The organism is Corallococcus sp. CA053C (assembly GCF_003611675.1).
GTDB lineage: Bacteria > Myxococcota > Myxococcia > Myxococcales > Myxococcaceae > Corallococcus.
The window spans coordinates 36,062-56,564 of the sequence record NZ_RAWA01000009.1 but is presented as its reverse complement, the minus strand read 5'-3'; the positions used below and the strand labels follow the sequence as shown (position 1 = coordinate 56,564).

7 protein-coding genes are annotated in these 20,503 nt (G+C 71.8%); 1 reads left to right on the top strand and 6 read right to left on the bottom strand.

Annotated features, from left to right (window positions below; all coding sequences use genetic code 11):
* Window positions 1-2 precede the first annotated feature (2 nt).
* Window positions 3-1,559, top strand: coding sequence for an adenylate/guanylate cyclase domain-containing protein (locus tag D7V97_RS02610; RefSeq protein WP_120608984.1), 1,557 nt, complete (start codon window positions 3-5; stop codon window positions 1,557-1,559).
* An 11-nt stretch (window positions 1,560-1,570) separates the two neighbouring features.
* Here the strand turns inward: D7V97_RS02610 and D7V97_RS02605 are convergent, their stop codons facing one another.
* From D7V97_RS02605 to D7V97_RS02580, 6 genes are all read right to left on the bottom strand, one after another.
* On the bottom strand, window positions 1,571-2,251 hold the full coding sequence (locus tag D7V97_RS02605) for a Crp/Fnr family transcriptional regulator (RefSeq protein ID WP_120608983.1): 681 nt from the start codon (window positions 2,249-2,251) through the stop codon (window positions 1,571-1,573).
* A 415-nt stretch (window positions 2,252-2,666) separates the two neighbouring features.
* Window positions 2,667-5,099: a penicillin acylase family protein gene (locus D7V97_RS02600; protein ID WP_120608982.1), complete on the bottom strand. Its 2,433-nt coding sequence runs from the start codon at window positions 5,097-5,099 to the stop codon at window positions 2,667-2,669.
* The gene (locus D7V97_RS02595; RefSeq protein WP_120608981.1) at window positions 5,096-6,517 is read right to left on the bottom strand and encodes an MFS transporter; all 1,422 of its coding nucleotides are present in this window, start codon (window positions 6,515-6,517) and stop codon (window positions 5,096-5,098) included. Before D7V97_RS02595 ends, D7V97_RS02600 begins: the two co-directional genes overlap by 4 nt.
* A 94-nt stretch (window positions 6,518-6,611) precedes the next feature.
* Window positions 6,612-11,162: a type I polyketide synthase gene (locus D7V97_RS02590; protein ID WP_120608980.1), complete on the bottom strand. Its 4,551-nt coding sequence runs from the start codon at window positions 11,160-11,162 to the stop codon at window positions 6,612-6,614.
* Window positions 11,155-14,490, bottom strand: a complete 3,336-nt coding sequence (locus D7V97_RS02585; protein ID WP_233582472.1) for a non-ribosomal peptide synthetase — start codon at window positions 14,488-14,490, stop codon at window positions 11,155-11,157. The genes D7V97_RS02590 and D7V97_RS02585 overlap by 8 nt, the downstream gene beginning before the upstream one ends.
* Before the next feature lies 1 nt (window position 14,491).
* Window positions 14,492-20,470, bottom strand: coding sequence for a type I polyketide synthase (locus tag D7V97_RS02580; protein ID WP_120608979.1), 5,979 nt, complete (start codon window positions 20,468-20,470; stop codon window positions 14,492-14,494).
* Window positions 20,471-20,503 lie beyond the last annotated feature (33 nt).

Below are 20,503 nucleotides of genomic sequence, written 5' to 3'. Positions count from 1 at the left end.
GCATGCGCCTCATCCTGAACCCAGGCCAGGTGGACGAACGGGTGGTGATGCTGCCGGAGGGCACCACCACCATCGGCCGCACGGAGGAGAACGGCATCCGCGTGCCGCACCCCAGCCTGTCCCGGCGCCACGCGAGGCTGGAGCGCCAGGGCGGGCGCGTGGTGCTGGTGGACCTGGAGAGCAAGAACGGCACCTTCGTGGGCCCGCACCGCGTGACGCGCCAGGAGCTGGGCCACGGCCAGTCCTTCCGCTGCGGCGAGGTGTCCTTCCAGCTCGTGTCCCCGGACACGCCGCTGCCGGACGGCTGGGGCCCGCTGCGCACCCAGCCCCTGGAGACGCGCTTCTCCGGCGGGCCCATGGAGTCGCTGCTCGACACGCGCTCGCCGGACCGCACCCGCGACAAGCTCCAGGTGCTCCTCAAGGTGGGGCAGATCTTGTCGTCGCCGGGCCCGGTGGACGGGCTGCTGGAGCGCGTCGTCCAGCTCGTCTTCCAGATCTGGGCGGTGGACCGGGCGGCGGTGCTGCTGACGGACCGGGACAGCGGGGAGCTGGTGCCGCGTGTGGCCCGGGGCGCGCAGGGCGGGACGCTGCCGGAGCGCTTCTACAGCCAGCACATCGTGGACTACGTGCACTCGCGCGGCGTGGCGGCCCTCTTCACCGACGCGCGCGACGACGCGCGGCTCGCGGGCGCGGACTCCGTCTTCCGCCAGTCCATCCGCGCCTCGCTGTGCGTGCCCCTGCGCACGCGCGACTCGGTGCTGGGCGTGCTGTACCTGGACAGCCTCAAGCAGGGCGGCCTCTTCACCGACGAGGACCTGGAGTTCCTCACCGCCTTCGCCAACCAGGCCGCCATCGCCCTGGACCACGCGCACCTGGCGCGGCGGCTGGAGGAGGAGGCCGTGCTGCGCAACGCCTACCAGCGCTTCTTCCCGCCCGACGTCGTGCGCCAGCTCAAGGCCCTGCGCGGCGTGCCGCTGGAGGTGCGCGAGGCGAACGTCACCATCCTCTTCTCCGACATCACCGGCTTCACCGCCATGTCCTCCCGCCTCCAGCCCCGGCAGGTGGTGGACATGCTCAACGCGTACTTCCCGGTGATGGCGGACATCGTCTTCCGCCACGAGGGCACGCTGGAGAAGTACATCGGCGACGCGCTGATGGCGGTGTGGGGCGCCCCCTTCGCCCGGCCCGACGACGCGGAGCGCGCCGTGAGCGCGGCGGTGGAGATGCAGCGCGCGCTCCAGGCGCTCAACGCCCGCTGGCGCGCGGAGGGCGTGCCCGAAATCCACGTCCACATCGGCCTCAACTCCGGCCCGGTGGCGGCGGGCAACATCGGCTCGGAGCGCTACCTCCAGTACGCCACCGTGGGGGATGCCACCAACGTGGCCAGCCGCGTGTGCGGCGTCGCGGGCCCGGACGAGGTGCTCCTCACCGACTCCACGCGCGCCCTCCTGGTGCCGGACGCCTTCGCCCTGGAGCCGCTGGCCTCCGTGACGGTGAAGGGCCGCGAGGAGCCCCTGTCCCTCTTCCGCGTGAAGTGGGAGCCGCCCGAAGGCGGCTGACGGCCGCCAGGCTACTCCGCGTCCTGACCCAGGCGCTCCGGCTGGAGGAGGATGATCTGCCCGCCCTCGAAGCTGAGCATCCCCTCGCGCACGTAGTAGCGCAGCCACTTGTTCACGCTCTCGCGGGTGACGCCGCAGAGGTTGGCCAGCTCCGACTGGGTGAGCTTCGGGCTGATGACCAGCCCCTCGGGGCTCGGGCGCCCCTGCGACTTCGCCAGCTCCAGCAGCACCCGCACCAGCCGCGAGCGCGCGTCCAGGAAGGCCGAGTCGTAGACATGCTGCGTGGTGCGCCGCACCAGCCGGCTCAGGTTCGCCAGCAGCGCCAGGCTCACCTGCGGCCGCGTCTCCAGGTAGCGGCGGAAGTCGTCGCGCTGGAGCGTGAGCAGGTGCGCCTCCTCGCGCGCCAGCGCGTCCGTGGAGCGCGACTCGCCGTCCAGCAGCGACAGCTCCCCGAAGGCGTCCCCCCGGTCCAACAGCGCCAGGGTGATTTCGCGCCCCTCGCTGGAGCTCAACCGGATGGCCACCTGTCCCCGCCGGATGATGAACAGCGCCGTCCCCACGTCCCCCCGGTGGAAGATGACCTCCCCCCGGGCGAAGCGGCGGGGCTGGAGCAGCGACGACATGGTCTCCAGATCCTCGCGGCCGAGGCTTTCGAACATGGGGATTTCGGCCAGCAGCTGCGCGTAGGACATGGGGGGGGCACCATTGTGCCCGGATTCCCTGGCTACAGGTAGGGAAGGCTCCCATCCAGACCGAACGGACAAGTCCGATAGATGTGAACGCCTTCACACCTGTCCTGTGGGCCGCTTCACAGCCCGGAAAAGGGGGTCCCGGTACTGTCTCTTCATCGCAGCACGGGAAGCAGGGGGGCCCGCTCGGGCGACACGGTGAGTCAAGGAGTCGGGGGACTTCTTAGCCCACCAGGGGACGCACGGGAAACGGGGGGAGTCAGCAGGGGTTGGCACGTAGAAGGGGGAAGCGCCGAGTTTCTGAGGGGGAACTCGACGCGAACACGAGTGCCAGCGCTCGCTGGAGCCAGAAGCAACGAACCCGGGCCAGGAGGCCCGTCGCTCCGGGGGGAGTGACGGCCTTCTTGTCCGGGTTGTTTTATTTCGCGAGCGCGACGGCCGGCGCCAATGTCAGCGTCGCCTTGCGGTGCTGCTCCACCGCGTCCCGCGTGAAGAGCATCGGGTGGAACTTCACCTCGCGGCTCAAGTCCAGCATGTCGTCACGGTGCGGGTGGAACAGGTGTTCCGTCTGCCCCGGCGCGTGCACGGACACGGAGCGGGACACATCCGCCAGGTCGATGATCATCCGCAGCGCGGTGCCGTGGACGACGTTGAACGGGTGGCTCCACAGGAACGACGCGCCGTCCACCGAGTAGTTGTCACCCCGGGCCGGCAGCGTGCGGGTGTTGAAGGCGCGGCGCACCGGGCCGGGGCTCGCGGGCCCGCCCAGCGGCTGGTGCACGTACGTGAGCGTGTGCACCTTGCCCCACGCCCAGCCCTGCGGATCCGCGCCGTAGGTCTTCACCAGCCACGCGGTGGCGTCCGCCAGGGCCGCGCGGAGGATATCGTCGCGCGTCTCCTTCGCGGGCGTCTTCGGGTCATCCCACCAGGGGCTCTCCGGCTGGGACATCAGGCCGATGACGAAGGGCATGTGGAGGCTGCCGTGCCGCTCGTACTGGCCCAGCAGGTAGCGCTGCACCAGCTCTGGCCCCAGCTTGTGCTGGAGCAGCTTGCGCAGCACCTCGATGTACCAGGCCTGGAACACCGTGGCGCCCACGCGGTCCGGCTCGAAGCGCAGGTCCCACGCCTGGAGCGCGGCCACCGCCTGCTGCTGCTGCGCGTCGCCCGCGGCCACCGACAGGAAGTAGGGGCGCAGCACTTCCGCGGGCAGCGAGTACGTCTCCGCCTGGATGCGCCGCATGTCCTCCACCGTGTGCTTCGTGCCCGCCTCAATCAGGTCGGTGATGCGCTTGGCCCGGTAGCCGGGGAACCAGTTGTGCGCGATGAGGTACGGGTAGTCGTCGCTGGTGATTTTGTTGTTCGCGGTGGCGGCGTAGCCCGCGGGCGGGTTGAACGACGCGGGCAGCTCTTCGAACGGGATGAAGGACGTCCACTCGGCTTCGCCCGTCCAGCCCGGCATGGGGACCAGGCCCTGGTGGCCCTGCCGGATGGGGATCTTCCCCGACGCCTGGTAGCCGATGTTGCCGGCCGTGTCCGCGTACACGAAGTTCTGGCCCGGGCCCTCCCACAGCTTCATCGCGCCGCGGAAGGACTCCCAGTCCGTCGCCAGGTTGAGGCGCAGCACGGAGTTGATGAGCGGCTGGCATTCGGTGTGCGCCCAGCGGAGCGACATGGGCTCGCTGTCCTTCATCTCGTCGCCCAGCACCGCGTTCATCAGCGGGCCGTGGCGCGTGCTCTTCACCTCCAGCACCACGGGCGCGCCGCCCTTGACGGGGATCTCCTCGCGGCGCACCTCCAGGTCGTGCCACGTGTCCTGGAAGAGGTACTTCTTCGGCGCCTTCGGGTCGTCCAGCTTCTCGATGTAGAAGTCCTGGGTGTCCGGCCCCAGGTTGGACATGCCCCAGGCGATCTTCCCGTTGTGCCCGATGATGAGCAGCGGCACGCCGGGCAGGGAGAAGCCCACGTGGTCGAAGCGGCCGCCGTGCAGGCCGTTCTCGTACCAGGTGGACGGCAGCCCCAGGCCGATGTGCACGTCGTTGGCGAGCAGCGGCTTGCCGCTCTCGGTGCGCTTGCCGTGCACCACCCAGTTGTTGCTGCCGGAGACGATGTTCGGGTCGCCCAGCACCGCGTCCATGCCGTCCAGGCCGGACATCGTCTTCACGTTCTTCAGGCCGGGCAGGCGCGCTTCCTTCGGGACGATGAGCGGCGTCTCCGGCGCGTTCTGCGGTAGCAGCGCGTTGGCCACCTCCTCGCCGGCGGTCTCCACCAGCCGCGCGCGCAACAGCTCCAGGCGGTAGTTGCCGCCCAGCATCAGCGCCAGCAGGTTGCCGCGCACGAGCGTGTCCATGGGCGTCCAGGGCGCGGGCTTCGCGTCCATGACGGTGAACTCGTACGGCAGCGGCTCCGCGGCGATGCGCGCGTTGAGGCCCGCGCTGTACGCCTCCAGGATGGCGCGGGCCTCCGGGTCCACCTGCTGCCAGGACTTCTCCGCCATGTGGCGCAGGCCCAGCGTCAGCAGCATCTTGTCCACCGGCACCACGGCGGGCCCCAGGAGGCTCGCGAGCCGGCCGTCCACCAGCCGGCGGCCCATCTCCAGCTGCCACAGCCGGTCCTGCCCGTGCACGTAGCCCTGCGCGAAGAACAGGTCGTGGTCGTCCTGCGCGTAGAGGTGCGGCACGCCCCACGTGTCGCGCACCACCTCCACCTTGCCGTGCAGCCCGGGCAGGGTGAGGGTGCCGTCGGCGCGCGGCCACCGGCGACGGGCGAGCCACGGGCCCAGGCCGGGCGTGGCCACGGCCATGGCGGACGGCAGCATGCGCAGCAAGCGCAGGACCTGGGAGAAGGCACTCATGAGGCGGAGGCTCCGGCGCTGGTGGCGTTCGGGAGGGCGTTCGGGACGGTGTTGCCCGCGGCATCCACCGAGGTGGCGGGCACGTCCGGCAGGGCGTCCGGCAGCTCGCGGTCCAGGTTGCGCAGGCGCGGGTTCATCCACCCCACCGCCACGTTGGCGAGCGTCAGCAGGCCCAGCACGATGAAGATGACGGCGATGCCGCGCCCCGGGCCCACGCCCAGCAGGCGCCCCATGCTGCCGGCGAGCGCGCCGCCGGGGGCCATGGCCGGCTCGAAGAGGCCGTCCGCGAGCGGGCCCGCCATCAGGGCCACCACGGGCGGCACGCTCAGGAGCACCATGCGCTTCACCGCGGAGGCGCGGCCCTGGAGGTCCGCCGGAATCTTGCGCTGCCAGATGGACTGGCTGGAGGCCAGCATCGGCGGCATGGTGAACAGGTAGAGCGCGGCGGCGGTGGCCACCAGCGGGACGCTGGGCACGGGCGCGGCCATGAAGAGCACCAGGCCCGACAGCACCTGGAAGCCGAGGATGCCCACGAGCTGGTTCTTGGGCCCGCCCCACACCCCCATGAAGACGGCGCCCACGAGCGCGCCCGCGCCCGCCACCGACGCGATGATGCCCAGCGTGGAGATGTCCGTGAAGGCCAGCACCAGCGGGGTGATGAGCAGCATCACCAGGTCCATGCACAGCGTGGCCACGACGGTGAAGGCCAGCAGGCTCAAGAGGCCCGGCCGCGCGCGGATGAAGGTCCACCCCTGCTTGACCTCTTCCTTCAGCGACCCCTTGCCCCGCTGGCCCTCGGCGGTGGCGATGGGGCGGGGGAAGCGCACCATCAGCAGCGTGATGACGGCGAAGCTGAAGCTGAAGACGTCCACCGACAGCACGCCGATGAGGCCCACCTTCTCGATGAGCGCGCCCGCGACGATGGGGGAGAGGATCTGGCTTGCGCCGCTGGCCACCTCCGCCATCGCGTTGGCGCGGCCCAGGTGCTGCTTGGGCACGAGCAGCGACACCGTGGCGAAGAAGGCCGGCCAGCGGAAGGCGCCGAAGCACGAGCCGATGGAGACGGGCAGGTAGAAGTGCCAGGGCTCGATTTCAAACAGGCCCCGGTTGCTCGCGAGCACCATGCCGAAGATGAGCAGGGTGCTGAAGCCATTGCCCAGGTCCGCCAGCAGCATGGCGCGGCGGCGGTCCCACCGGTCCACCAGCGCGCCCGCGAGCGGCGACAGCACCAGCATGGGCGCGACGGCGAAGAAGGACAGCAGCGCGAACTGCGTGGTGGAGCGCGTATCCAGGAAGATCTTCGCGCCCACGCCGAACGCGGTGAGGCCGGAGCCGATGAGCGAGATGAGCTGACCGAACCAGGTGAGCCAGAAGACCCGCATGGGCTGGGTGATGGTCAGGCGTTGAGTGAGGCTCATTCCACGTCTCTTTTCTCCTGGGGGCAGGAGAGTCAGGGGCCCGCGCACGGTACTACGGGAGGGCGCGCGGGCCCGGGCATTCCAACAGCGGACTTCAGCCCTGCTCCAGCTCCGCGAGCATGGCTTCCAGGGCCTCGGGATCAAGCTGGCTGGCGCTCGCTTCGACGATGGCCACCGTCATCACCTCCACGGTGGGGGACTCGAAGAGGGCGCGCATGGACAGCTCCACCTGGAAGGCCTCGCGGATGCGCGACAAGAGCTGCACGCCCAGCAGCGAGTGGCCTCCCAGCTCGAAGAAGTTGTCGGTGATGCCCACCGTCTCCAGGCCCAGCAGCTCCTGCCACAGCCCCGCGACGCGCTCCTCCGTCTCGTCGCGCGGAGCGACGAAGGCGTTGGCCAGCGGCGGCCGGGGATGCTTGCCGCCAGACGCCGCCCCGGGACGCGGTGCCGCCGCGCCCTCGCGCGCCACCTGGAGCCGCGCGGCCAGCGAGCCGAGCGTCGCGAGGTAGCGCCCACCGGTGGGCTGGGAGAGCAGCGCGCGCAGGAGGCGGAAGCCCTCCGAGGGGGAGATGACGGCGTCGGGACGGAAGCCCTCGCCCACGCCCCACACGTCCCAGTCCACGGCGTACCAGCGGGTGCCGCCGCCGCGGCCCTGGCGCGCCACCACCGCGTCCATGCCGGCGTGGGCCGCCGCCACCGCGCTGACGGCCATGCCGCCCAGCACGACGGTGAGCGACGACTGCACCACGACGAAGTCGGGGCTGCGCGACGCCAGCGCCTCGGCGAGCTGCGACAGCCCTCCGAACCGGCCCGACAGCAGGGGCGCGGCGGCCTCCGGTGAGGACTCGGCCACGGAGATGCGCGTGGCCATGCCGCCGTCACCCGCCGCGTAGAAGACGCCGTCGATGCGGCCGAACTTCGACTCCGCGAGCTGGAGCGCCTTGTCCAACTGACCCGCCACGCCCGCGTCCGCGCGCAGCGCCAGCACCTGCGCGCCCGCCTGCTCCAGCGACCGCACGCGCTCGATGATCCGGGACGTGGCGTCCTGGGCGTCATGGCCCGCGCGCCACGCGTCCCACTCGTTGGGAGCGGGTAGCGCGCGGCGCGACAGCAGGACGAGCTTCGGCTTCACCGCCTGGGTGAGCTGCTCCGCGAGCGCGAAGCCCACGCGCCCCAGGCCTCCGACGATGACGTAGACCCCGCCGGACTTCAGCGCCGCCGATGCCGACGGCACGGCCACGGGCTCGAACGACTCCACGTGGCGGTACGGGCCGCGCAGCGCGACCACCGGCTCGCGGCCGGAGGACAGCTCCGTCACCAGCCGCTCCAGCCACGGACCGGAAGCGGACGCGTCCGGCGTGGGGAGGGTGACGTCCACGGTGCGCACCGTGAGGCCCGGGTACTCCTGCGGCAGCACGCGGCTGGCGCCCACGGCGGCGGACTGCCAGGGCACCAGGGGCTCCTCGCCCGTGACGTCCTGCGCGCCGGTGGTCACCACGTCCAGCGTCACCGGTGCCTTCGCGGCGCCCGGGCCCAGCGTCTTCGCCAGCGCGAGCAGGCCGTGGAAGGACAGCCCGAGGCCCGCGTCCAGGTCGCGGGGTTCCTTCACCAGCGGCCACAGGTACGCGACGTGTTCAGGCGCCCAGCCCTCGCCACGCAGGCGCTCCAGGTGTTCGGTCAGGGCTTCAGGCTGGGAGGGATCCACGGCGAAGCACTTCGCCACCGGATCCGACGTGCCCGTCCCCGAGCTGGCGACGAGCGACACCACGTCCGCGCCCGCGAGCCGCAGGCGCTCCGTCACGCGCGCGGCCACCGGCGTGTCCGACTCCAGCACCAGCCAGCGCTGGCCCGCGAGCGACGGGACCTGGGGCGAGGCCTGCGTGCGCGGCCACGTGGGCACGGACAGCTCCACGCCCTGGGCCGTCGTGCTCAACGCGGACCCGGTCGCCGTGGCCGTGGCGCGGGGCAGCGCGGACGGCGCGCCCTTGAGCAGGTCGTAGCGCTCGCGCTGGAAGGGGTAGGCGGGCAGGGGGATGCGGCGGCGGGCCTCGCCCTTGTAGACGCGGGAGAGGTTCGTCTTCGCGCCCGCGAGCCACAGCCGCGCGGCAGCGTCCGTGGCGTGCGCGAGCGCGTCCTGCTGGGCGTCGCGCGGCGCGGGCAGCGACGTGAGGATGGCCGGGAAGGTCCCCTCCGGAGCGTTCTTGCGCACGAGCGTCGCCAGCGAGTTGCCCGGTCCGACCTCCAGGAAGACGTGCTCCGGATCCGCGAGCAGCTGCGTCGCGGAGTCCTGGAAGCGCACGGCGTCCCGCAGGTGGCGGGCCCAGTACGCGGGGCTGACGGCGTCCTCGGCGGTGACGTGCGTGCCGGTGACGTTGGACAGGTAGAGGTCCTTCGGCGCCTTGCGAGCGACCTTGGCCACCGCCTGCCGGAACTCCTCCACGATGGGGTCCATCATCGGGGAGTGGAACGCGTGCGACGTGTGCAGCCGCGACACCTCCACGCCCTGCGCCGCGAGCTTCGCCTGGAGCGCGTCCACCGCGTCGGTGGGACCGGCCACGACGGTGAAGCCCGGCGCGTTGACGGCGGCCACGGAGAGGCGCGCGTCCATCAGCGGCTTCACGGCCTCCGGCGTCATCCGCACGGACAGCATCGCGCCCGCGGGCAGCGACTGCATCAGGCGGCCCCGCGTGGCGACGAGCGCCAGCGCATCGTCCAGGGTGAAGACACCCGCGAGGCACGCGGCCACGTACTCGCCAATGCTGTGGCCCACCATCGCCTGCGGCGTCACGCCCCACGACGCCCACAGCTTCGCGAGCGCGTACTCGATGACGAACAGCGCGGGCTGCGTCAGGGACGTCTTGCGCAACTGCTCGGTGGCCTGCTCGCGTGCGTCCGCGGACGGGTAGAGCACGGTGCGCAGGTCCAGCCCCAGGTGCGGCTGGAGCTTCTGCGCGCAGGCGTCCACCTCCGCGCGGAAGGCGGGCTCCTGCTCATACAGGCCCCGGCCCATGTCCACGTACTGCGAACCCTGGCCGGAGAAGAGGAACACCACCGGCCGGCGCGTGTTGGTGCCCGAGCCTCCGAGCAACCGGCGCGCGTCGCGCAGCGCGGCCCGGGCGTCCGCGGTGTCGCGGCACACCACGGCCCGGCGGTGCTCGTGCGCGTGGCGGCCCACCTGGAGCGTGTAGGCCACGTCCGCCAGCGGCAGCGTGGGGTGCGCGTCCAGGTACGCGGCCAGCCGCGTCGTCGCCTCTTCCAGCGCGGCGGGCGTGCGGCCGGACAGCGGCAGCACGTGCCACGCGCGGCGCGACGGCGCGGGGGCCGGCGCCTTCGGGGCCTCCTCCAGCACGACGTGCGCGTTGGTGCCGCCAATGCCAAAGGCGCTCACGCCCGCGCGGCGCGGCCCGTCCGGGGACTTCCACGGCCGGGGCTCCGAGGGCACGAAGAAAGGCCCGCCGTCGAAGTCGATGACGGGGTTGGCCTGCCGGAAGTGGGGGCTCGCGGGAAGCTCGCCGTGCTCCAGCGCGAGCACCGTCTTCACGACGCCCGCGATGCCGGCCGCCGCGTCCAGGTGGCCGATGGCCGCCTTGAGCGAGCCCAGCGCCACGCGCTGCGTGCCCGTCTCCTTGCCACCGAAGGCCTGGTTCAGCGCGGCCACTTCAATCGGGTCGCCCAGCGGGGTGCCCGTGGCGTGGGCCTCCACGTACTGGATGTCCCCGGGCGTGACGCCCGCGATGGCGAGCGCCTCCGCGATGACGGCGGCCTGGCCTTCCACGCTGGGGGCGGTGAAGCCCACCTTGCCCGCGCCGTCGTTGTTCACCGCCGTGCCCAGCAGTACGCCGTGGATGGTGTCGCCGTCCTTCACGGCATCCGACAGCCGCTTGAGCACCACCACCGCCGCGCCTGCGCCGCGCACGGTGCCGTGGGCCTTCGCGTCGAACGCGCGGCAGTAGCCGTCCGGCGAGAAGATCATCCCCTCCTGGTAGAGGTAGCCCGCCGTCTGCGGAAAGGACACGGAGCTGCCGCCCGCGAGCGCCATGTCGCTCTCGCCCGACAGCAGGCTCTGGCACGCCAGGTGGAGCGCCACCAGCGAGCTGGAGCACGCCGTCTGCACCGTCGCCGAGGGGCCCCGGAGGCCCAGCCGGTGGGACACGCGCGTCGCCACGTAGTCCTTGTCGTTGGCCAGCATCAGGCCGAACGAACCCGTCGCGTCCATCAGGTCTGGCTGCCGCATCAGCGCGCGCAGCAGGTACGAGCTCAGGCTCACGCTGGCGTAGACGGCCACCGCGCCCTTGAAGCGGCCCGGGTCATAGCCGGCGTGGTCCAACGACTCCCACGCGCACTCCATGAAGATGCGCTGCTGCGGGTCCATCAGCTCCGCCTCGCGCGGGCTGTAGCCGAAGAGGCCCGCGTCGAAGTCCGTCGCGCCGTCCAGCACGTAGCTGGAGCGCACCCACTGGGGGTGCGCACGCAGGGCGGGGGGCACGCCCGCCTCGTCCAGCTCCGCGTCCGTGGGGACGCGGCGTGCATCGCCTCCGCGCCTCAACATCTCCCAGAACCCCTCCAGGTCCCGGGCCCCCGGAAAGCGGCCGGACAGGCCGACGATTGCGATGCGCTCTTCGCCACCACCCACTGCGTCACTCATCCGCGTCTCCGTCCGTCGTCTCAGCCCGGCCGCGCGAACCCGCCGCGCGTCGGTTGACCGTGCGCCGCGCCTCGGCACGGGAGCGGCCCGACTGCGCCGCGTCCTCCGAGGGCTGCTCCTCCCGACGCGACAGCCGCGTCGCCAGTGCCCGCACGGTGGGGTACTGGAAGAGGTCCGTGAGTGCCAGCTGCACGCCCAGCTCCGCCGTCAACCGCCGGTGGAGCTGGAGGGCGAGCAGCGAGTTGCCACCCAGTTCGAAGAAGGGGTCGTCCAGGCCCACCCGCTCCACGTGGAGCAGGTCCTTCCACGCCTGGGCGATCTGCTGCTCGATGGCCGTCCCCGGCGCCACGAAGGGCCGCGACGGATCCGCGCCCCCCAGCTCCGGCGCCGGCAGCGCCTTGCGGTCCGCCTTGCCGTTGGGGCTGAGCGGCATGCGCTCCAGCACCACCACGTTGGACGGCACCATGTACTCGGGCAGCCGCTCCAGCAGGAAGGCGCGCAGCACGCCCGCCTCCGGCGTGGACTCCCTGCCGGTGACGTACGCGACGAGTCGCTTCTGGCCTGGCCGGTCCTCGCGCGCGAGCACCACCGCCTGCCGCACCGACGGGTGCTTCTCCAGCGAGGCTTCGATTTCGCCCAGCTCGATGCGCAGGCCGCGGATCTTCACCTGGAAGTCCGCGCGACCCAGGTACTCGACTTCACCGTCGGGCAGCCACCGCGCCACGTCGCCCGTGCGGTACAGGCGCGCGCCCGGCGTCGTCGCGTACGGGTCGGGGATGAAGCGCTCGGCGGTGAGCGAAGGCCGCGCCAGGTAGCCGCGCCCCACCTGCACGCCGCCGATGTACAGCTCGCCCGCCGCGCCCTGCGGCACCGGCTGCAGCTCCGCGTCCAGGATGCGAATCTGCGTGTTGTCCACTGGCCGCCCGATGGGCACCGAGCGGCGCCCGTCGTTCGGCTGGCACGCGTGGAACGTGACGTCCACCGCGGCCTCGGTGGGGCCATACAGGTTGTGCAACCCGGCGCCCGGCAGCTTGCGCAGGCACAGCTCCTTCAGCTCCAGGGGCAGCGCCTCACCGCTGCACACCACGCGCTTGAGCGACGTGCAGCCCTCGACGCCCGGCTCGTCCAGGAACGCCTGGAGCATGGAGGGCACGAAGTGCAGCGTCGTCACGGCCGCGGAGTTGATCAACCCAGCAAGGTACGCGGGATCCTGGTGCCCACCGGGCTTCGCGACCACGAGCTTCGCGCCCGTCATCAGCGGCCAGAAGAACTCCCACACCGACACGTCGAAGCTGAAGGGCGTCTTCTGGAGCACCACGTCGTCGGGCGTGAGCCGGTACGCGGACTGCATCCACAAGAGGCGGTTGACCACCGGGCCGTGCGCGTTCATCGCGCCCTTGGGGCGGCCGGTGCTGCCGGACGTGAAGATGATGTACGCCAGCGCATCCGGCGTCGCGAGCGGCGCGGGCGCGGTGGTGGGCTCGCGGGCGATCTCCGCCCAGCCTGTGTCCAGCGACACCACCTGCGTGCCCGGGGACGGCGGCAGGCGCGACAAAAGCCGCTCCTGCACGAGCAGCACGGGAGGCCGCGCGTCCTCCAGCATCCAGCCCAGGCGCTCCTGCGGATAGCCCGGGTCCAACGGCACGTAGGCTCCACCGGCCTTGAGCGTGCCCAGCAGGCCCACCACCATCTCCAGCGAGCGCTCCACGCAGAGGCCCACGCGGACCTCCGGCCCCACGCCATGCTTGCGCAGGGCGTGTGCCAGCTGGTTCGCGCGAGCGTCCAGCTCCCGGTAGGTGAGGCGCGTGCCCTCGAACTCCAGGGCCACCGCGTCCGGCGTGCGCGCCACCTGCGCTTCGATGAGCGACGTCAGCGTGGCCTCCGCCGGGTGGGTGACGGCGGTGTCGTTCCACGCCTTCAGCACGCGGTGGCGCTCGCCCTCGGGCAGCAGCGGCAGGCTGGAGATGGACAGGTCCGGCTGCGCGACAATGCCTTCCAGCAGCGTCTGGTAGTGCCCGAGCAGGCGCTCGGCGGTGGCCGGCTCGAAGAGGTCGGTGCTGTACTCGGCGATGACGCGCAGGCCCTGCGGCAGGTCCACCAGCAGCAGGGACAGGTCGTACTTCGTCGTGCCGGTGTCCACCGGCTTCGCCTCCATCACCACGCCCGGGGCCTCCAGGGCCGGCATGGGCGCGTTCTGGAGGACGAACATCACCTGGAAGATGGGCGTGTGGCTGAGGTGGCGCTCCGGCTTGAGCGCGTCCACCAGCCGCTCGAAGGGGATGTCCTGGTGCGCGTACGCGTCCAGCGTGGACTCGTGCACGCGGCCCATCAGCTCGCGGAAGGACGGCCGGCCGGACAGGTCCGAGCGCAGCGCCAGCATGTTCACGAACAGGCCGATGAGCCCTTCCACCTCCGCGCGCGGACGGCCCGCGATGGGCGTGCCCACCACGATGTCCTCCTGGCCGGTGTAGCGCGACAGCAGGACGTTGAAGGCGGACAGCAGGGTGACGAAGAGCGTGCGGCCCTCGCGCTGGCCCAGCGCCTTGAGCGCCTGGGTGAGGGCGGGGGACAGGTGCATCACCTGCCGCGCGCCCTTGGAGCTCATCAGCGCCGGACGCGGCTTGTCCGCGGGCAGCTCCAGCAGCGCGTGCGGGTTGAGCCTTCCCTTCCAGTACGCAAGCTGACGCTCCAGCTCCGCGCCCTGGAGCCAGTCGCGCTGCCACGCCGCCCAGTCCGCGTACTGCAAGGGCAGCGGGTTCAGCGGCGGGGGCTGGCCCTCCAGGCACGCCCGGTACGACATGGCCAGTTCGTGCACGAGCACGCCCATGGACCAGCCGTCGGAGACGATGTGGTGCTGATCCACCAGCAACACCTGCTCACCGCCGCCCAGGATCATCAGCACCGTGCGCAACAGCGGGCCCTGCTCCAACTGGAAGGGCTGCTGCGCGAGCGAGACGACGCGCCGCTGGGCCTCCGCCTCGCGCTCGGACTCCGGCAGTCCCTGGAGGTCCATCACCTCCAGCGACACCTCTCCGGTGGGCGCGATGATCTGCATCGCGCGGCCTTCGCGCTCCTGGAAGGTGGTGCGCAGCGTGTCGTGCCGCTCCACCAGCACGGCCAGGGCGCGGCGCAGCGCCTCCACGTCCACGGTGCCGGACAGGCGCACCGCGGTGGGCATGTGGAACGCCGCGCTGCCGGGGCTCCACTTGTCCAGGAACCACATCCGCTCCTGCGCGAAGGACAGGGGCGCCTGCTTCGCGGCGGGGCGCGTCTTGTCCTTCAGGAGCTGCGCCAGCCGGGCTCGCTTCTCTTCGGGCGTCAACGCCATGTCAGGCTGCTTCCTCGTCACTGCTGCCGCCGCCGCCACCCGCGCCGCCCGCGTCTTCCATCACCGCGAGCAGCTCCGCCACCTGCTCGTCCGACAGCTGATCCATGTTCTCCAGCAGCTTCTCCGCCTCCGCGGGCGTGAGCTTCTGCTTTGGCGCGGGGGCCGACAGCGTCGCGGCGGCGGGCACCGCGGCGGGCGTCGCGCCCTCCACGGAGTAGCCCAGGCGTTCGATCACCGCGTGGGTGGACGCGTCGAAGGCGCGGGGCCACTTGATGCGCTTCCAGGACTCGCCCAGCTTCTTCTCGATGCCCTGGTGCTGGAGGATGTTGGGGTCGCCCAGGCCGCCCATCATCCGGTCCTTCTTGCCGTCGTACGGCTGCACCATGCGCTCGTCGAAGGACAGGCCCAGGAAGTCGCACACGCCCGTCATCACCTTCGTGGGGTCCGCGACCAGGTCCTCGTACGCGACCCAGTGGCAGCGCTCACGGCCGATACCGTCGAAGAAGTTGAGCAGGTTGCGGTTGGACAGCGCCCACACCGTCTCCGCCACCACGTAGGGGTCCACGTCCGCGTCGCCGAAGAGGCCGGCGGCGAAGAGCCGGTCAAAACGCATCCGGAGGATGGACTCCATCACCGGCAGCGGGTGCCGGTAGAGGTAGATGTACTTGTTGCCGTCGAACATCTGCTCCGCGCGCTGGAGCGTCTCCACGTCCATGGCGTACGTGGGCGTCTTGTCCACGAGCAGCCGGGGCGCGGACTTCTCCTGCAGGCGGCGGTAGACCTCCTGCGCGGAGACGTCGTCCGCGACCAGCCGGTCCACCAGGCCGGCGCCCGCGGCCGAGTCCAGCTTCTCCAGCTCCATGAAGGCCCACTGCAGACCGCCCGTGGTCCACTCCATCTCGCTGCCGAAGCCGATGTTCTCGCGCCACTCGCGCATGCTCTCGAAGAACAGCAGGTTCACCTCCGGCGGGCAGAACAGCCGGGGGTGTCCCGCGAGCATCACGCGGAACAGCGTGGAGCCCGCGCGGGGGCTGGAGTGCACGAACACCATCGGCGGGTTCTTCTTCGCCGTGTTGGTGCGCGCCTTTCCGGTGCCCTGGGCCCGGTAGGGCTTGAGCGGGTAGTCCGACAGCGGCTTGCCTTCCGCGAAGCGCTGCGGATCCGTCAGCCGGTCCATCTCCACCAGCAGGTACTTCGACAGCTCCGGGATGGACGGGTGCGCCTGCACCTCGTGCGGGTAGAGCTGGAACTTGAAGTCCTGCCGCAGGTCGTACTCCAGCTCCGCGCCCAGGGCGTGCAGGTCATAGCCCTTGAGGCTGCCGTCGGCGGGGAGCTGCTCCAGCGGGATGCGCAGGCCTTCGGAGATGTGGTGGCGCAGGTACTCCGTCAGCAGGGCGGGGCGCTCGGTGGGGAACGCGGTGCGCAGGCGCTCCGCGATGGGCTTCTCCGTCGCGGTGGAGCGCTTGCCCAACTCCTGCTCCACGCGCCCGGCGACGCCCGCCACGGTGGGCGTCTCGAAGAGGCCGCGCAGTGACAGGTCCACCTTCAGCACCGCGTGGATGTGATTGCGCAGCTGCGTGGCCAGCAGCGAGTGTCCGCCCAGCTCGAAGAAGTTGTCGTGGATGCCGATGCCGTCGATGCCCAGCACCTGCTCCCAGATGCCCGCCACGGTCTTCTCCAGCTCCGTGCGAGGCGCCAGGTAGGGCGTGAGGATGGACGGCCGCGCGTGCTTGCCGCGCGAGGCGTCCTGCTTCCCCTTCGCATCCGCCTTCGTGGGGCGCGGGCCCTGGCGGCGGCGCGCGGTGAGGTCGCCGGTGGAGACCGCGAGCCGGCCTCCCTCTCCGTGCGCGAGCGCGCGGTGCAGCGCCTCCAGGCCCTCCGCGGGCTGGATGGCGAAGCGGGCCAGCGCGGGGCTGAGCTCCGCCATGGCGCGGTCATCCTCGAACTGCCACGCGTCCCAGTCCACGCTGAGCCACGGGTAGGCGGACGTCTCGCTGAGCCCTTCCGCGAAGGCATCCATGAAGGCGCTGGCGGACGCCTGCGCGACCTGGCCCAGGCCGCCCAGCACCGACGACAGCGACGACACGAGGAGGCAGAAGGCGGGGCCTTCCGCGGGCAGCACCTGCTGCAGCACGCGCACGCCGTGCACCTGCGGGCGGAAGTGCCAGTCCACCTTGTCCGGCCCCGTCTCCGCGATGGTGCCCAGGGTGGCGCCCTGCATGCCGCCCGCCGCGTGGATGACGCCGTCGATGCGGCCGAAGCGCGCCGTCGTCGTGTCCACCACGCCGCGCATGGACTCCACGTCGGTGAGGGCCGCGGGGACCACCAGCAGCTCCACGCCCGTGCGCTCCAGGGCCTGGGCGCGCTGGATGCGGCGGCTCACCGCGTCGTCCACGCCGTGCTTCTCCACCCAGGCGGCCCACTGGCCCCGGCTGGGGAAGTCCGTCGTCTCCACCAGCGTCAGCTTCGCGTGGTGCACCGTCGCCAGCTCGGACGCGAGCGCATGGCCGATGCCGGTGAGGCCGTCGGTGATGAGGTACACGCCGCCGTCGCGCAGCACGTCCGCGCCGGCCTCCAGGCGCACGGGCTCGAAGGTCTGCACCCAGCGCTGACGACCGCGCAGGGCCACCACCGCGTCACGCACCTCCGCGCGCAGCTCCGCCGCCAGCCGGTCCGCCACCGCACCCGCGTCGCCGGGCACCACGTCCACGAAGCGGCAGGCGAGGTGCGGGTACTCCTGCGGCAGCACGCGCGTCGGACCCACGAGCAGCGCCTGCTCCGGCAGCCGCGCGTCCGACTGCTCCACGCGCGCCGAGCGGCTCGTCACCACGGACCAGGTGAGCGGCTCGAGGTGGCCCGCCTCTCCCAGCGCGCGGGCGAGGAAGAGCTGGCTGTGGAAGCCAAGCTCCAGCGTCGTCGCCTGCGAGGCGGGCTCGCGCGACAGGCTCCACAGGTGCACCACGTTCGCGAACGCGCGGCCCTGCTTCTTCAGCGCGTCCATCAGCGAGCAGTAGTCCTGGAGGTGCTTCGGATCCACCGTGTACGTGCCATCCGGGCGCTGCTCGAACTTCGTTCCCGGCACCACCCGGTAGACGGTCCCGCCCAGCTTCGGCGCGAGCGCGTCCGCCACGCCGGTGTCGTCCGCGAACACCAGCCAGCCGCCTTCTTGCGCGTCCTGCGCCTTCGCGCGAGGCAGCGGCGCGAGCTTCCACGACGGCGCGTAGAACCAGTCCGCCACGTCCGCGCGCTTCGTCAGCGACGCGGGTGCGTCCGTGCGGGCCGAGCCTGCCGTGCCCAGGGGCTTCGCTTCGATCCAGTAGCGCTCGCGCTGGAAGGGGTAGGTGGGCAGCGGCACGCGGCGGCGCTGCTCGTGGCCCGCGAAGCCCTTCCAGTCCACCGACACGCCGCCCAGCCACAGCCGGCCCAGCGCGCCCAGCAGCACCGGGAGGTCCGGCGTCTGCTCGCGCGGGTGGCGCGTGGTGCTGACCAGGACGCGTCCTTCCGCGCCCGGCTGCTGCTTGGCCAGTGTCGCCAGCACCGTGCCCGGGCCGACCTCCAGGAAGGCCGCCTGCGGCCACTTGCGCCCCAGCTCCTGAAGCCCCGCGGAGAAGCGCACCGCCTGCCGCAGGTGCGTGGCCCAGTAGCCCGGGTCGGTCGCCTGCCCGGCCTCAATCCAGGTGCCCGTCACGTTGGACAGGAAGGGCAGGGTGGGGGCGTTGAGCTTCACCTGGCGCACGCGCTCGGTGAAGGGCGCGAGGATGGGGTCCATCATCGCGGAGTGGAACGCGTGCGACGTGTGCAGCCGCGACACCTCCACGCCCTGGGCTTCCAGCTTCGCCTGGAGCGCGTCCACCGCGTCGGTGGGACCGGCCACGACGGTGAAGCCCGGCGCGTTGACGGCCGCCACGGCGAGCCCGCCCGTGAGCAGCGGCTTGAGCGCGGACTCCTCCAGGCGCGCGGACAGCATCGCGCCCGCGGGCAGCCCCTGCATCAGCTTGCCGCGCGCGGCGACCAGCGCCAGCGCGTCCTCCAGCGAGAACACGCCCGCGAGGCACGCGGCCACGTACTCACCGATGCTGTGTCCCATCATCGCGGAGGGCTTCACGCCCCAGGCCATCCACAGCTTCGCGAGCGCGTACTCGACGACGAAGAGCGCGGGCTGCGTCAGCTCCGTGCGCGACAGGGCCTGCGTCGCGGCCTCCGCCTTCGAGGCCTCCGGGAAGAGCACCGTGCGCAGGTCCAGGCCCAGGTGCGGCGTCAGCTTCTCCGCGCACGCGTCCAGGTGCTTCTTGAACGTGGGCTCGGACGCGTACAGGTCGCGCGCCATGCCCACGTACTGCGAGCCCTGGCCGGGGAACAGGAAGGCCACCGGCCGCTCCTGCACGTCGGGCGCCTGCGTCCACAGGCGGGGGCTGCCCTCCACCTCCAGCGCGGCCAGGGCGTCGTCCCGGTCGCGGCAGATGAGCACGCGCCGCTTCGCCATCGCCTGCCGGCCCGTCTGGAGCGTGAAGGCCACGTCCGCCAGCGCCTGCTCGGGGTGCGCCTTCAGGTGCGCGGCGAGGTTGCGCGTGGCCGCGTCCAGCGCCGCGTCGCTCTTGGCGGACAGCACCACGAGTTGCGCGGGCCGCGAGGCGCCGGACGGGGGCAGCGTGGGGGCCTCCTCCAGCACGACGTGCGCGTTGGTGCCGCCCACGCCGAAGGAGCTGACGCCCGCGCGGCGCGGGTGCTTGGGGTTCGCCTGCCAGTCGGTGAGCTTCGTGTTGACGAAGAAGGGGCCGCCCGCGAACGGAATCTCCGGGTTCACCTCCGTCACGTGGAGGCTGGGCGGAATCTGGCGGTGCTCCAGCGTCAGCACGGCCTTGATGAGGCTGGACACGCCGGCCGCGTTCGCCAGGTGTCCGATGTTGCTCTTGAGCGAGCCCACCGGAATCTTCGGGGGATTCGCCTTGGCGGCGGCGGAGCGGAACTTGAACGCCTTGTTGAGCGCGCGCACCTCGATGGGGTCACCCATCTTCGTGCCGGTTCCGTGCGCTTCCAGGTAGCCGATGCTCTCCGGCGCCACGCCCGCGGCGCCCAGGGCCTCGCTGATGACGGTGGCCTGGCCCTCCACGCTGGGGGCGGTGAAGCCCACCTTCATGGCGCCGTCGTTGTTGATGGCGGAGCCCTTGATGATGGCGTGGATGTGGTCGCCGTCCGCGAGCGCGTCCGCCAGCCGCTTGAGCACCACCACGCCCACGCCGCTGCCGAACACCGTGCCCTCCGCCTTCGCGTCGAACGCGCGGCAGTGGCCGTCCGGGGACACGATGCCGCCGGGCACGTAGGGGTAGCCCTCCGGGTGCTTCACGTGCACGGAGACGCCGCCCGCGAGCGCGACGTCGCACTCCTCGTTGAGCAGGCTCTGGCAGGCCGCGTGCGTGGCCACGAGCGACGTGGAGCACGCGCTGGTGATGGAGTAGCTGGGCCCGCGCAGGTTGAGCTTGTACGCGACGCGGGTGGCGAGGAAGTCGCCGCCGTTGCTCACGTCCACCTGCACCTGATCCATGCCGCTCAGCTGGTCGAAGTTGGGGACCAGATGGAACACGAGGTACGTGTTCGTGGACGCGCCCGCGAACACGCCGATGGAGCCGTCGAAGCCCTCCGGCGTGTGGCCCGCCTTCTCCAGCGCCTCCCACGCGCACTCCAGGAAGACGCGGTGCTGCGGATCCATCAGCTCCGCCTCGCGGGGCGTGAAGCCGAAGAAGCCCGCGTCGAACAGCTCCATGCCCTCCAGCGCCGCGCTGGCCTTCACGTGGCGCGGGTCCTTGCGCAGGACGGGGTCCACGCCCAGCTTCTCCAGCTCCGCGTCGGGCACGGGGTGGATGGACTCCACGCCTTCGCGCAGGTTGCGCCAGAAGGTGTCCAGGTCAGGGGCGCCGGGGAAGCGTCCGGCCATGCCGACGATGGCGATGGCCTGCGCGTCGATGTTCGTGTCAGCGGACATGGGGTGTGCTCTTCGGGTCAGCGAAAGGGTGGG

Excerpts from the sequence above, each read along its gene's own strand:
- D7V97_RS02595 (WP_120608981.1), bottom strand. The coding sequence starts at position 6,517 with ATGAGCCTCACTCAACGCCTGACCATCACCCAGCCCATGCGGGTCTTC.
- D7V97_RS02610 (WP_120608984.1), top strand. The coding sequence starts at position 3 with ATGCGCCTCATCCTGAACCCAGGCCAGGTGGACGAACGGGTGGTGATG.
- D7V97_RS02600 (WP_120608982.1), bottom strand. The coding sequence starts at position 5,099 with ATGAGTGCCTTCTCCCAGGTCCTGCGCTTGCTGCGCATGCTGCCGTCC.
- D7V97_RS02590 (WP_120608980.1), bottom strand. The coding sequence starts at position 11,162 with ATGAGTGACGCAGTGGGTGGTGGCGAAGAGCGCATCGCAATCGTCGGC.
- D7V97_RS02580 (WP_120608979.1), bottom strand. The coding sequence starts at position 20,470 with ATGTCCGCTGACACGAACATCGACGCGCAGGCCATCGCCATCGTCGGC.
- D7V97_RS02605 (WP_120608983.1), bottom strand. The coding sequence starts at position 2,251 with ATGTCCTACGCGCAGCTGCTGGCCGAAATCCCCATGTTCGAAAGCCTC.
- D7V97_RS02585 (WP_233582472.1), bottom strand. The coding sequence starts at position 14,490 with ATGGCGTTGACGCCCGAAGAGAAGCGAGCCCGGCTGGCGCAGCTCCTG.